Genomic DNA, 13,374 nt, shown 5'->3' with positions numbered 1-13,374 from the left:
TTTGCAATATTAAATTTCTGACAAATTTATAATGTACCCTTAATTATGGTGGATATATTGAAAGTTAGATGTCTTAGAAATGGATAAAGCAGGTACCGCAGCGAGAAGTATAGCTAGAATTTAATCTAAGATTTTCTGGTCTGACAATTTTCGATATCTAATCTTCAGTATTAATTGACATATAACTAGCTACTCAATCTAAGCTTTTTTGTAAAAGATTGTCTGAGTGAATTTTTTGGACATCAAAAACAATCTTTCAAGGTGCGCAGTAGCGATTGCCATTTAGTATGCCTCTCAGCTTGCAGATATATTTACTTTACCTATTAATGGATATGCTTTTAAGGAATACAAATTATTAGCTCTAGCCCTATTAGTTGCACTCGCTTATGAACCAAACCTCCTCTTGGGCATTTCTGCGCTTGGAATAGCCCATGTCAATAAAACTGATAGATCTGATTATCCTGGACTACCGGAAGTTGATATATAGTGGCCTAAATAGCTTAAGACCGCCCATATAGAGTGGCGGTTCGATGTATAGGATGGAGAGGTAAGATGGACTATCAATCTTCTAAAAGCCCAGTACTTAATCTTTGGGGGCGATTTGGCGGCTCGGCATTGGGCCGCTGGCTGGTGTCTAAATTAGTGGCACTTAAGGCACCGTATTTTCGTTCAATCAAGCCGCGTTTCCTGGAATTATCACCGGGTAAAGTGGAGGTTTTACTGAATAAGCGTTGGAGCGTGACAAATCATATCGGTACTGTACATGCTATCGCTATGTGTAACGCCGCTGAATTAGCTGGCGGTGTTTGTTTGGATGTGTCTTTGGATCGACGCTTTCGCTGGATACCAGTAGGGATGGAAGTCAAGTACTTAAAAATGGCGAAGACTAATCTACGAGCCGTTTGTGAGTATCCAGGGTTTAAAACCATTGAGGCTGGCGATGTTGTTATGCCTGTGAGCGTTATTGATACTAATGGAGAGGAAGTATTTCATGCCGATATTACCATGCGTGTATCAGAGCGCCCCGACGCGAAGTAGTAGAGTTGTCATTTGAGGTCAACTCTTGGAGTATTTTCAAGGGGAATTGCCTTACTTTGAGCTTGAATATGGAGAAGAGTATGCAAGCTGGGAGGGGATGAAGTGTGCTCTACTCATAAATCTCGTAGAATATTTCTTTGTTCAGTCTTGATGTATTTGGAGGGTTTATGAGATTGGCTTGGCAGATAGAAAAGTCGACATGCCTCTTTGGTGGTGAAAATAAAACTGCTACGGAGCATGAGTTACACCGATCGGAAAGTACTGCCTTGGCGAATGATGATATTTATCAGGACCTTTCCGAGGTATTACAGCTCGCAATTTCCAAGCTTGATGAAAATGTAAGTGATACTTCTCTGTACTTCCTGATTAGTTGGGAGTCTGTATCTGCTTCTATGACGGTATCTGTAGTTGATGATAGCCGAAGCAATGACTCTAAAGTAGTTGTGCACTGTCACTTTGCTGGACTGGCTTCCCAATATGATGCTGAGCCGAAGAGGCAGGAAGCTTTGGTTAAATGGTCGGATGAACTTAGGTTTTGGTGTAAAGAGTATCTATCTACTGATCAAGGTTTTTCACAGTTTTCTCTGGTTTCATTGTTCGCGACAGGCTCCAGAGCTACTGCTGTGATTCTTTAAAATGTAGCTGAAAACGATGCTTATATAGTGTGAACAACTAGGGCGGGGAGGCGAGGCTTAAAATGCCCTCCCTGTACAAATAACATAGGAAATGGAGATTTCTATGAATGTTTACTATTTGTGTATTGGGCTCTTAGCGGCATTATCCTTTCTGCTCGGCGCCTTGGTTACTGTTGGGCGCGGTAAGTATGAGGTTTTAGTTGGGCATTCTTTCGACCCCGATAATACCCTGCACAAATGGGTAAGGGCCCATGCAAATACAGCAGAATATGCTCCCCTTTTGATGGTACTTATTTACTTAGTGAGCTTAGGGCAGTCTTCTACCTGGGTTTGGTGGTTTGTTATTCTGCTGACCGCTTGTCGATTTCTTTTTGTTGCAGGCATCTTATTTCCCTCCACTATGGCAAAGCCTAACCCAATGCGCTTCTTGGGTGCCGTAGGCACTTATATCTTTGGATTGGGGCTTTGCTTGGCGCTGGTGCAGCAAGCCCTGAGGCTTTGAGTTGGTTGCAAGCGCTTTCAAACCTTATATTGGTTGGTGCTTAAACTGATCAAAATCGATTGGTCTATCGATAGCTTTTAACTTTTTGCCAGCCGGCAAGAACTGTTTACGATCCTTGCTGTATAAAAAACAACCTAACAAGTTTCCCTGCAGGGTGGTTGACCGAATGCGACACTTGTCGCACACTAGCCCTGACTGTCACACGGGAAGATAAAATGAAAAAGGTAAAACCGTCCCCATCAGAACTTGCGCTGTTGAAAGCCCTTTGGAGGCGAGAACCGCTGAGTGCCAGAGAGTTACATGATCGGGTGGGACCTGAATTGGGTTGGTCATACTCCTCTACTCGAAAGACACTAGATCGGATGCGGGATAAGTCGTTTGTGGCTCAATCTGAGATCCATGGAATCCATGTTTATAGGCCTGCGATTGAGAAGGTGGAAACTTTGGCGTCATATGCAAAAGATTTCGCTGAAAGAGTATTAGAGCTTGATGGCCCCCTTCCTGTGTCGATGTTTGCCGGCAGTAAGTTAATGAGTGATAAAGATATCGAGGAGCTTCAGGCAGTACTCGATTCCTGGCCTGACTCTGAGCCGGTCAGCAAGGATGGTGAATAGGCTATGGCCGAGATAGTCTCTACAGTTCTACCATTTGCACTGGATTTTCTAGCTACTTCTTTCTTCTCAATATTGTGGGCGGGGTTGGTTTTTATTGTTATTTGGCTGGCAACAGCTAGAAATAAAGACAGTTTTAATGCGATATACCATTGGCGAAGTTTCTGGTTGTGTGCAATGGTCGCTGCCGGTTCCCCATTTTTTCTTGCGCAATTGAGCGACCAGTTAACGTTGGGTATTGCTCCAGATCTGGATTTTGAATTACCGCCAGCTTATGAGGCTACCTCTATACCACCAATTAACATAGTTCTGCATGAGTATGTATCTACCTCTTTGAGTTCTGTTGAATTACTGGCTTTTCTTTGGTTGCTTATATATCTGTGCGGGGTGTTTTTTACCTTATCTAAAACGGTAGTGAGTCAGTTTTTCTATGGCAAGAAATTGCGTTTAATAGCAAATAATAAGCTTTCTGTTGTTAAATTTGACCAGTTTTTTACTTCATCTCAAAGTGATTTTCTAATCAGAAGTAAAACTCAGGTATTTATAACACACTCAACGATTACACCATTTGTGATGCAGCTATTCAGTCGCAAATTAGTGCTTCCCTCCTATATTTTATCAATGAATGAAACGGAGCGTCATCTAATCATTGAGCATGAAATTATGCACTTGAAAAGGCTTGACCCCTTGTTGATTCTGATTGTGCATATATTTACTTGCATCCTATGGTTCAATCCCTTCTTAGGGTGGATGAAGTCTCGATTCAGTTGGGCGATAGAGTTGGGGTGCGATCGCGAAGTTCTAAAGTCATGTAAGCGAGAATTGCACCGTGTTTATGCACAAGCAATGATTGACACTCTTCGACGGAACTCTTCACAAAGAACAAGTGACTGGGTTGTAGCTTTCTCTTTCTCTGGTGGTACGAGTCAGGCTCCTTTTTTCCGACGCAGACTTTTGAATATTATGGAAGCCTCAAGGGCGGGGGCTAATAATGGCGAATTAGGTGTCTATTTACGCGCTATGTTGTTCTGCAGTTTTTCAACCATTTTAATACTCGGAGGGCTACTGTTAAAACCGGGATTAACAATGGCTTCAGTGGAGGTTACCAAATTGACAGTCCCGGTTGAGAGTGCCCGTATTAGTAGCCCTTTTGGTGATTTCAGTAAAATTCGCAAAAAACCCCATGAAGGTACTGACTTTGCGGCACCGATTGGTACTCCGGTGGTTTCAGCTGAAAGAGGTGTTGTAATAGTCTCTACTGATGATTATAAGCATAAAAATTATGGGAAAATCATAATTATTGATCATGGTAATAATACGAAAACTCTGTACTCCCATTTAAATGAGCGGGAGGTTGAGGCAGGGCAGTCAGTACGTGCCGGCCAGGCGATAGGAACTGTGGGTATATCAGGGCGTGTAACAGGGCCACATCTTCACTTTGAACTTATCAAAGAAGGCAAGCGAATCAACCCAGACACTTTGCTTGCGAAGTAAGGGGGGAGTGTGATTTATTACTTAAGAAAAGTAGGGTTATCTGTGAGGCGATTAACTATTTTCTTTCTGATCGATATCTGGAGGATGGCTTTTTTGCTGGTTCTTTTGTCGGTTCAATCACTGGCGATAGCAGGGCCGTTGTTGGAAAACCATTCCAATGTTAAATCGGTACAATATGATTTATCTTTTACATTGCCCCTACTCAATGATCTATCCCTGGTGCATCAAGATGAAGGGATGCAGCGTAGGGAGGTGGCCCCTCCATATAGAGTTGAGGAAGAATATCTAGAGCGCACAAAAAAAGTTCAACTAGCTAAAAACCAAGGGGTTTTATCACTACTGGTGGATAGTGGAGTCGATCGTGCAGAAGCGTATAAAATAATTCAGGCTTTGTCGGAACATGTCAATGTCAGTATCCTACCAGTTGGTAAGGAATTTAACTTAACAATAGATACCACTGGAAAGCTTAATAAGCTTACCTTGGTTGTTGGCTTTGCAGAGAGTTTGGAGTTGGTTAGACATGGAGACAATTATAGAACTAATCAATTTGAATCTCCTGTCGATGCCAGGAAATACTACGTTAAAGGTGAAATTTCGGGCAGTTTATACCAAAGTGGAAAAGAGTCTGGCCTATCTAATTCTGTGCTCACAAAACTAAATGAAATATTTAGTTATTCCGTAGATTTTCAACGGCAGATTCGAGCAGGTGATCAATTCTCTGTTTTCTATGATACCTTGTTCAATAGCCAAACTGGAAAGGAAAAACTAAATAGAATTTTATTTGCTGAGCTTATTCTTAGTGGAGAAAAGATAAGTTTATATCGGTTTTCTACTGAGGGACCTCAGGGGGTGGATTATTTTTACCCTGATGGCCAAGGCTCTAGAGGGTTTCTAATGCGTACTCCGTTAGAGAATGCAAGGTTGTCATCTTATTTTGGGCGCCGCAAGCACCCAGTCCTAGGGTATACCCGAGTACATAAAGGTTTGGACTTTGGAGCCCCTTTGGGCACGCCGATATTGGCTGCAGGTGATGGTATTATTGAGCGAGCTTCTTATTTTGGTAGTTTCGGCAACTATATTCGTATTCGCCATGGCTCCGGGATAAAGACTATTTATGCGCACCTTAAGGGGTACGCGAAAGGAATTAGTAAAGGGGGAAGAGTAAAACAAGGGCAGGTAATCGGTTACCTTGGCGCTACAGGTCGTGTGCAGGGGCGTCACTTGCACTATGAGATTCATAAAAATGGTACGGCTGTTGATCCATTAAGGCTTGACCTCCCTATTAGTAAGGGGCTGGTAGGAGATTCTTTAAATCAATTTTCTCAACAGGTTCAAAAGATTCAAGATGAATTGATAAAGTACGGTCAACAAAATCAGTTTGATTCATAATTAAGCTTTTTTATCTTTTTTATTTCTCTCGCACCTTATTATATTCAGGGTTTAACTGACTTACATTTTTGTTGGTAGCGAATTTTTTCTTAAAGCAATATTGAGTGTAAAATTAAACTAGGTTAAATATGATTAGAGCTATTCTGCTGATAGCCATTCTGGTGCTGTCTAATTCACTAATCGCAAAGCCCCTCATTACCAAGGTTTCTGAATCTTTTGAGTTAAGTGGATCTAAAATATACACAGTTGACTCTGATATTCTCAAACGCAAATACGAATTGTACGTGAAGTTACCATCAGGTTACTCGAACGATGACAATAAAAATAAGACCTACCCGATAATTTACCTTAATGATGGGCCTCATACATTTAAGGTTGCCTCGGGTGTTACACACTTTAAGGATATGGATAAAGCCATCGTAGTTGCTATTTCATTCGCTCACGGAGAAAACGGGCAGTATAGTCGAGTTCGAGATCTCACGCCCGTAGTCGATAGTGGGTGGAAGCGTTATACAACTGGTGGAGCCAGTAAGTACTTACAGTTTATTGAAAAAGAAGTAATGCCCTTTATTGAGGGGAGTTTTAGGGGGGATCCCACACGTAGGATTCTTTCAGGTCATTCATTGGGTGGATCTTTTGGTGCTTGGGTATTACTTACCAATCCACAGTTGTTTTCCACTTATATCCTGACAAGTCCTTCTCTTTGGTTTAAGGATGAAATGATCTTTGATTTGGAGAATAAATATGCAAGCCATAACAACACACTGCCTGTAAACGTCTATATTGCCACTGGCGCTTTGGAGACAATACAAAAGAGCCACATGCGTAATGATATGGTAGATGGGCATAAGAGATTTCTTGCTAAATTACAGTCGCGTAATTATCGTGGATTAAAGCTTAGTGGAGAGGTGGTAAGCGGTACGGACCACTATTCCACTTTCCCGGTGGGGTTGGCAAAAGGTTTAAGGTGGGTATATCAGGATTTGTGGGCAATATAATAATTCTCGCGGTAAAAGAAGAGCTATAGCTGCCCGTGACAAATGGTAGATCTGTTGTGCTATTGGAATTATGCGCGTTTGCCACTTTGTCCGGTCATTACTGCCGCGCCAATCATATGGGCTAAACGTAGAGCTTCAGGGACATACCCAGTGTCAGTGGTTTGCTCTAACACCTGGGCGGCAATCCCCGGTTCACATCCCTGCACTTGAAAATGGAAGTTATTGTAGTTATGGATACTCCCAGCTTTCATCAGGGTCTCTTTACGCAGTAGATAGTCAGGAAAATTTTGCAGCGCTTTATCAATGGCTTGAATGTCTGGTGGTTTTCGCATTAACGCGATACAAGGGCGCTGTAAGATATCGGCCAGCTTGGGTAGATCAATAATATTGAAACCACCCACTGCTACTCCATCGGTCAATACGACATTTACCTGGCTGTAGAATTTACTTTCTTTCAGCAGTGTGGCAAGAGTTTCTGTAGCTTCCATCCCATCTTTGCTTACCTGCCCCCAAAGCATTCCCTCAAAGCGAGTTTTGGTGCAGACAATACCGCTTACTTTTACCGGCGCGCCCCTTCGTTTTTCAAAAGGGGCGTCATCAAAACCGATAACTCGGATCCGCTTCCTTAATCGTAATAATTCTGCCAGAGGCTTCATTATTTCTTGTTGCCCTGAAGAAATAAGTAGGGAAATAACTTTAGTTTTTCCTCATGGCTTAATGATTCCATACGACGGATATTATTTTCTGGAATACTCTCTGGATCTGGATATAGATCAATCATTTTTTCCAGGTTCTCTTCTCTCAGCAGGTGTAAGATAGGATAGGGTGCGCGATTAGTTAGGTTTTCCGCATCGGCGGCTGCAGTGCCAGCAAATTGATAATCTGGGTGGAAGCTGGCTAATTGATAGGTTCCTACATAGTCGTTGCGTTCCAGTAACCACTCTGCTAAATCCAGGAACTGGTTGTAGTCGCTGAATTTCCCTAGGTGATTAGGGATAATCAATAAGGTGGTAAGCAATTCAGATTCCGAAGTGGTATCGAGTCGACGTAATTCCGACAATAGATCACTGAGTAGCGCCTCGTCTCCTGTGGCAGGACTCACCTTGAGTCGAATTTGCCCTGCACGCAGAGGTTTGCGTGCGAAAGGGCAGAGGTTGAGACCGACAACCACATCAGTAAGCCATTGTTCTACCGCCTGAGTAACAGCTTTTTCCATTTGACTGCTTACCACATAAGATCATCGGGGATCTGAAAGTCTGCATAGGGATCATCTTCATCTACCACTGCTGAACTTTCAGCAGGCCTGATTACGATATCGCTATTGCGCTCCGCAATTTTCTCGGCAATAACCCGTGGAACCAACTCAAATTGTTCTCCCTGGACAACAATCATCAGGCGCCCCGCAATCAAGTGATCCCTTAATTCTTCGCTGACATAGATGGTTTTGATTTTTTTGTCGAAAGTGAAGTTATAAGTAATTTCACCAGAATAAGGTTGGCGATTTTTTTCCACCAATTGCTTGATTTGCGCGGCAATAGCTTTCTGCTGTGCAGCCGCATCGCGCTCAGCATTGAGGGCGCGATCACGAGCGGCTTTCTCTGCTTGAGCCTTTTGTGCTGCTAGCTTTGTTTCATCAATCTGGGGTTGTGAAGACTTCTTCGCAACTTTCTGTTGCTTCCGTTTATCTTTGCTGATTTGTTTGGCTTTCTTTTTATCGACAAGTCCTGCTTGGAGTAGTTGGTCTTGCAATGAGGCCATAGTCTCTTCCCCGTGAAAGTCTAAAGTTTCGGCAGCCTTTACAGGTATGCCTGATCAAATTTCCACCAACCATATGGGTTGATAGTTTGTGAGGGTATTTTACCTGAAGATGGTCCAACTACCGCTAAAGATTTTTATGGTGTCCAAGGCTTACCGGAGGTAGCAGTTGCGATGATTTCATCGGGTTCCTTGCCGTCACTCAGCATTTGAGCGCCCCCTGGAATTACCAGGGCTGAGCCAGTAGCAATAGCCACCCGCTTGCCACTGGGAGTATCAATGTTGCAAGAGGATACCCTCAGCTGCCGGCCGCGGTGGAGTACCTGCGCCTCCAGAATCAAGTCGCCACTGTTGAGCTTGGCTGGGCGAGCAAAGCGGATATGCATGTCCAGAGTAGCGAATATAGATCCTGCAGGCAGTGTGGAGTAGACCGCGCCTCCCATGGTGAAATCTGCGGCCCATGCCAAAAGTCCACCATATATAGAAAGGGTCCCATTGGAGAACCAGGGAGAGGAGGGCATAGTCGAGATACAGCGACCATTTTCAACCTCTATTGCGCGGTAACCTGTGAGCATCCAGATAGGGTGAGTTCGCCCCTCACTAATCGTGGTTCTCTGCAATTCGATAGGGACTTGCTCCGGTAAGTGTGCCATGTCGCAAAAGAACGTTTTTGGAGGAGGGCGAAGATAAGGGTCAGGTGTATCTGTTGGTCCTAGGTCGGGAATTGGAAGCTCCTGATCTGGGTTGACTGGAAAGTCGGCAATAAGGCAGCGAGTGCTACCGAAAGCGAGGGTTCTCCCCTCCTGATCGTTAATCTGAATACTTGAGAGCCCCACCTGGTTGCCCGAATGAACGGTCGTAGCTCTACCAACAATATTTTGTGTACTGCTAGTGATGGGTCGAATAAAGCACATATTTAATTCTGATGTGCTCAAGACTTTACCAGCGGGCAAGGTTGTCCATATTGCGGAGGCCAAGGGGGCGTCTGCAAACATGGCATAGATCCCCCCCCAATAGATCCCGGTCCCATCAGCTAGCCACGGCGTAATAGGCATAGAATAGGTGGCCTTACCAAGGCCGGCCTCGGTGGGAGTCATACCCGTTAGTCGCCAAAAAGGGGGCCCGGGTAAGCTGCCGCGAATGTAACGTTTAAAGGTGTCGAGACCAGGTTGCTGCAACGCCCTGAGGTCACAGATGGCACCACGATGGACTTCGTCGGTGATATTGGTCATCCCCCAGCCTCCAGTTGCTTCTAGGACAAGGGTAATGTGAGGGTTTGTTGGATGCGAAAAAGGGAGAAAGCTGCGGAAGAGTCTTTTACCCTAACAGCGCAGCTATCGATCGGCGGATACTGGTTATGGAGCTAAGTTGGGTAGTTTGGCTACGATATGGGTATTCGGGATAGGCTGCCCTTCCATAAATAGGTTTATCGCATCCTGGACTTCAGGGGAAGCCATTAATAAATTATGCCCTGCATTTTCGACTGTTATTTTAGTGGCGTTTTTGAACCCTGAAATGGCTTCATATTGACCTTCCAGGTAAGTTCTTCCGTCCAAGGTCCCGCTAAATAGTAATACCGGAATATTGCTGACTGGCTTTTCCCTAAATTTATCCCCAAGATCCAACTCTGGCGCTAAATTATCGTAGTGCAGAGAGAAATTTAGGTAGTCTTTCAGTAGAGATTTTTGTGCCTGCTCAACAACCTGTGCTTTACGCTTCATATCAATTCCAGAGGCTATATCCATCGCCGTAGGCATCGGGCGCAGGGATATGGGTATGCCTGGTTGCAGAAATTCATCGGGGAAGTAACGTCTGGGCACCTTGTCGAAACTTAATGTAGCTCCTTGGTCCAAATCGCGATAAAACCTGAGTAGATGGCTGACACTTTTAGGGTCCGCAATGAATGCCGAGGCTAGTTGTTGCATATCCCTACGCTGTAGGAGGGATTCGACTTCCCTGCCATCCCGTTGAGGGATTTTAATTTTCAATGGTTGTGACTCAAGTTTTTTATGGACTCGGCTTATAAGTGCTTTAATATCTGGATAGGCTTTTTTTGCTGCGGGTTGCTGATTGATTGCCTGTTGTAGACGGTTTAGATAGTAATCTGTTCGGGCGGGCAGCTTGATGGTTTGGTCCAAACCCTCTGCACTGGATAAAATTAGCTTATCAATAGAACCTTCGATCTCCTTTACCGCTGCCAAAGAGAGATGGCTTCCATAAGATGTTCCCCACAATACTATTTTCTCTGCACCCAAATGGCTCCGTATGGCATCAAGATCTCGGGCATTTTCGAGAGTATTATAGGCATTTAGGTTTACACCAGTAAGCTCCCAAAAATGCAAGCACTCTTTTAGGGCTTTGCGGTGGTAGTTGATATACTGAGTATCGGTGATTGGTTCAAGGGAAGGTACAATTTGCTTGGATTCACAATTGGGAAGGTCATTGGAACGGCCGCTACCACGTTGATCTAATGCGATAACATCACCAAATTGTCGCAACGCCATAAACATATCAAAGCGATAGTTAACGGCCGTAATTCCTGAGCCACCAGGGCCGCCTGCCAGGTAGATTATTGGTGGGCCCACTTTCTTTCCTGTTGCAGGAAACCTTACATATTGGAGGGTGATATTACGGCTATCTTTCTTAGTGCGATCTTCTGGTACCTCAATAAAGCCTTGATAGCCCTCTGCAGTTTGTTTGCTCCATGTAGTAAAGGTATGCGGTTTTTCATTGTTAATGGACTTTGCTGATCCCCTGACAGGGCTCAGTGATAGCATTATTATTAGCGGAGCTAAAAGATGTGCTTTTTTGGCGTTATTTTTCATTGTTTCGATACTTCCTTATTGTCGAACTTAGGCGAATGTTATTGTTTTAGATTGGGCTCTTATTTTCAAGTGGATAAAAAGTTTATTCGAGAGCTCATGGGGCTTTTCTCGATATAGATACCTCGTGAATATCGGTAATATAAGCTATTAACCTCTCACTAGGGATTTCGGTTTAATTAGGCTGTCAGACAGAAGTCCGAAAAATAGTAGGTGGATGTTTAAACCCCAGTACTAATGGGCTTATGGGGTCTGTGCAAGGTTATAATTATTGATAGGCAACATTGCTACTCCATGAAAGCTAGCTTTCCTTAAATTCACTACGTAGCAATTAAGCTCTTGCTCTAAAATAACTAGAAAATGGTTCTACGCCTGGGCTGGCAAGTGTTCAGGTATTATGGGTTGTTGTATAAAATCATTATGCTCAGATTCATGGGTTGCCTCTGGTGTAGATATTTTACCTAAAGTAGGGTGTCTGAGAGAGAATCGTATGGAGATTTGAAATTTATCATCCCTAGATAATAGCTTTGGTAAAGTGAGGCTATAGTGTCAATGAAAAAATGCCAACTATAACAATAAGGATAGCCTTTTTATCTTTGGTTTGTTGATCACACCTATGAAATTTCTATAAATTTTAGTGGTTGCATCCGTTGATATAAAAGACCTTTGTATTAATGAAACTGTCATCTAGTAGTTTACGTTACTGTTGCTCTTGCATGATTGTTTTGTATAGGCAGCCCAAGTCCTGAATGGCAGTAGTTGGAAATGAAGTGCCATGATTTGCTTCTGGAATAATGAGCAGTCGGAGCTTACCTCTAGCCTTCTTCAATGATTAATTTTCTTTGGGGCTGCCTCGCTCCCCTTAACATGTCGTTGCGAGTTTGGCTTTTTTCTGGAGTTTCTATAGCACCAACTTCAATAAACACCTTTCGGTGATTAGAGCTGGGAGTAGCTTTCACATTAAGGGTTCTTGCACGATCGTGCCACACCGATAGACTGCTGAGGATATAGTTATCAAAGCCGCTTGGCCTGGTAAGCAACATATATGTGCCAAATAGCCCGCCTAGAGAGTGCCCTATAAACGTGTGTCCACTGTCAGATAGGCGATATGATCTTGCTAGGAGGGGCAAAATGACGTCATGAATAAAAGTGGCATGCTCATAGGCCTTGCCAGTTAAATATTTCCAGTTTTTATCGCTGATGGGGGTAAAGTCCCGAATACGGCTGGCATGATTTTTGACCCTTTTGAGTAAGATAGTCCAACTAAAATGACTTCCTGCAGTTTGCCAAAATCCATCGGCACTTGAGTTGTACCTGAAGTGGCCTGAAAGGCTGAGTCTGCATCTGTCATAAGCACTAAAGGATATCGTTAGTCTAGGGTACTTTCGTAACTCTTAGGTAACTTAACGTAAAGTGAATAGGACCTAGTACTGATAGGATCTTTAACTCCAGGCTGCTGCTTCGAGGAATTTAGAACGGTGAGATGTCTGCGTTCATTGAAAGTGAAGGGGCTGAACAAAGGCTGAGAGTGCAAAACAAGGTTGCTTAGGGCCCTCTCAGGGCTTTAGCACGGATAAAACGCTTGTACTTTTTGTATAGTGGCTTGACAGGCTCTATAAACGAAAGTGTCATTTTCTTTCCCAGTTGCGACTATGCCGGCGTGAACAAAAAGTCAGGAAAGTACTCTAGCATATAGAAATGATTCATCTTGAAAACTGTTCGCATAAGATTTATTCAAAAGATAGCAATTTTTTTTGTAATAAGATAAAGAGTATGAAGCTCTCAATGTTTCTGTGGAAGTGTAAAAATCTACTTTACTACTACAAAAACGGAAGAAGTAAGTAATTCTATTTTTATATTTCGTAATGTAACTTTTTCATATCTACAATTATCCAAGTACTTGTTCCATTTTCCCCTCTTTTATTTTCCCTCCTTTTGAAGGTTAATAGTCTACGATTTGATTAGCCTTTAGGCACTGAAGTTCATAGTAATACCTCTCTATGCTTGTAATTTAGGCGTTACTTTTTTCCAGTCACTGGAGGTGGTCGTTTATCGTATGTTTTTTGTCTACTCTCTGTGTTTTTAGGGGAAGTTAACTTTAGTAAAACTAAAGACTTATATCGGTTTAGC

13 protein-coding genes are annotated in these 13,374 nt (G+C 43.2%); 7 read left to right on the top strand and 6 right to left on the bottom strand.

The genetic code is table 11. The annotated features are described in order from the left end of the window. The first annotated feature begins 552 nt into the window (after positions 1 to 552). From ACJJIM_RS13390 to ACJJIM_RS13360, 7 genes are all read left to right on the top strand, one after another. Positions 553 to 1,038, top strand: a complete 486-nt coding sequence (locus ACJJIM_RS13390) for a hotdog fold domain-containing protein (protein WP_444911193.1) — start codon at positions 553 to 555, stop codon at positions 1,036 to 1,038. 167 nt (positions 1,039 to 1,205) lie between these two features. Continuing rightward, positions 1,206 to 1,673, top strand: coding sequence for a hypothetical protein (locus ACJJIM_RS13385; RefSeq protein ID WP_444911192.1), 468 nt, complete (start codon positions 1,206 to 1,208; stop codon positions 1,671 to 1,673). Positions 1,674 to 1,776: 103 nt separating this feature from the next. Next, complete coding sequence (locus ACJJIM_RS13380) at positions 1,777 to 2,175, top strand: MAPEG family protein (RefSeq protein ID WP_444911191.1); 399 nt, start codon at positions 1,777 to 1,779, stop codon at positions 2,173 to 2,175. A gap of 215 nt (positions 2,176 to 2,390) precedes the next feature. Next, positions 2,391 to 2,789, top strand: coding sequence for a BlaI/MecI/CopY family transcriptional regulator (locus ACJJIM_RS13375; protein ID WP_444911190.1), 399 nt, complete (start codon positions 2,391 to 2,393; stop codon positions 2,787 to 2,789). A gap of 3 nt (positions 2,790 to 2,792) precedes the next feature. After that, a complete protein-coding gene (locus tag ACJJIM_RS13370; protein ID WP_444911189.1) occupies positions 2,793 to 4,280 on the top strand; it encodes a M23/M56 family metallopeptidase in 1,488 nt (495 codons plus the stop codon). Between the two features lie 9 nt (positions 4,281 to 4,289). Beyond that, the gene (locus ACJJIM_RS13365; protein WP_444911188.1) at positions 4,290 to 5,669 is read left to right on the top strand and encodes a peptidoglycan DD-metalloendopeptidase family protein; all 1,380 of its coding nucleotides are present in this window, start codon (positions 4,290 to 4,292) and stop codon (positions 5,667 to 5,669) included. 128 nt (positions 5,670 to 5,797) lie between these two features. Beyond that, positions 5,798 to 6,667 (top strand): alpha/beta hydrolase, encoded by an 870-nt coding sequence (locus ACJJIM_RS13360; RefSeq protein ID WP_444911187.1) that lies wholly within the window; start codon positions 5,798 to 5,800, stop codon positions 6,665 to 6,667. Between the two features lie 68 nt (positions 6,668 to 6,735). Here the strand turns inward: ACJJIM_RS13360 and ACJJIM_RS13355 are convergent, their stop codons facing one another. The 6 genes from ACJJIM_RS13355 to ACJJIM_RS13330 all read right to left on the bottom strand — a co-directional run bounded on the left by ACJJIM_RS13355 (position 6,736) and on the right by ACJJIM_RS13330 (position 12,446). Then, complete coding sequence (locus ACJJIM_RS13355) at positions 6,736 to 7,323, bottom strand: endonuclease dU (RefSeq protein WP_444911186.1); 588 nt, start codon at positions 7,321 to 7,323, stop codon at positions 6,736 to 6,738. After that, positions 7,323 to 7,883, bottom strand: a complete 561-nt coding sequence (locus ACJJIM_RS13350; RefSeq protein ID WP_413662718.1) for a DUF1415 domain-containing protein — start codon at positions 7,881 to 7,883, stop codon at positions 7,323 to 7,325. Before ACJJIM_RS13350 ends, ACJJIM_RS13355 begins: the two co-directional genes overlap by 1 nt. Positions 7,884 to 7,891: 8 nt before the next feature. Then, entirely contained in the window at positions 7,892 to 8,425 is a 534-nt protein-coding gene (locus ACJJIM_RS13345) for a DUF2058 domain-containing protein (protein WP_413662717.1), read from the bottom strand. Between the two features lie 134 nt (positions 8,426 to 8,559). After that, positions 8,560 to 9,654 carry a PaaI family thioesterase gene (locus tag ACJJIM_RS13340; RefSeq protein ID WP_413662716.1) on the bottom strand — a complete coding sequence of 365 codons (1,095 nt, stop codon included), beginning with the start codon at positions 9,652 to 9,654 and terminating at the stop codon, positions 8,560 to 8,562. A 123-nt stretch (positions 9,655 to 9,777) separates the two neighbouring features. Beyond that, positions 9,778 to 11,247 carry an alpha/beta fold hydrolase gene (locus ACJJIM_RS13335; protein WP_444911185.1) on the bottom strand — a complete coding sequence of 490 codons (1,470 nt, stop codon included), beginning with the start codon at positions 11,245 to 11,247 and terminating at the stop codon, positions 9,778 to 9,780. An 812-nt stretch (positions 11,248 to 12,059) separates the two neighbouring features. Then, positions 12,060 to 12,446: an alpha/beta hydrolase-fold protein gene (locus ACJJIM_RS13330; protein WP_444913396.1), complete on the bottom strand. Its 387-nt coding sequence runs from the start codon at positions 12,444 to 12,446 to the stop codon at positions 12,060 to 12,062. Between the last annotated feature and the right edge of the window lie 928 nt (positions 12,447 to 13,374).

Source organism: Microbulbifer maximicatervae (SeqCode) (assembly GCF_052467615.1).
Note: the sequence above shows the minus strand (reverse complement) of the source record. Positions and strands in the feature narration are given on the sequence as shown.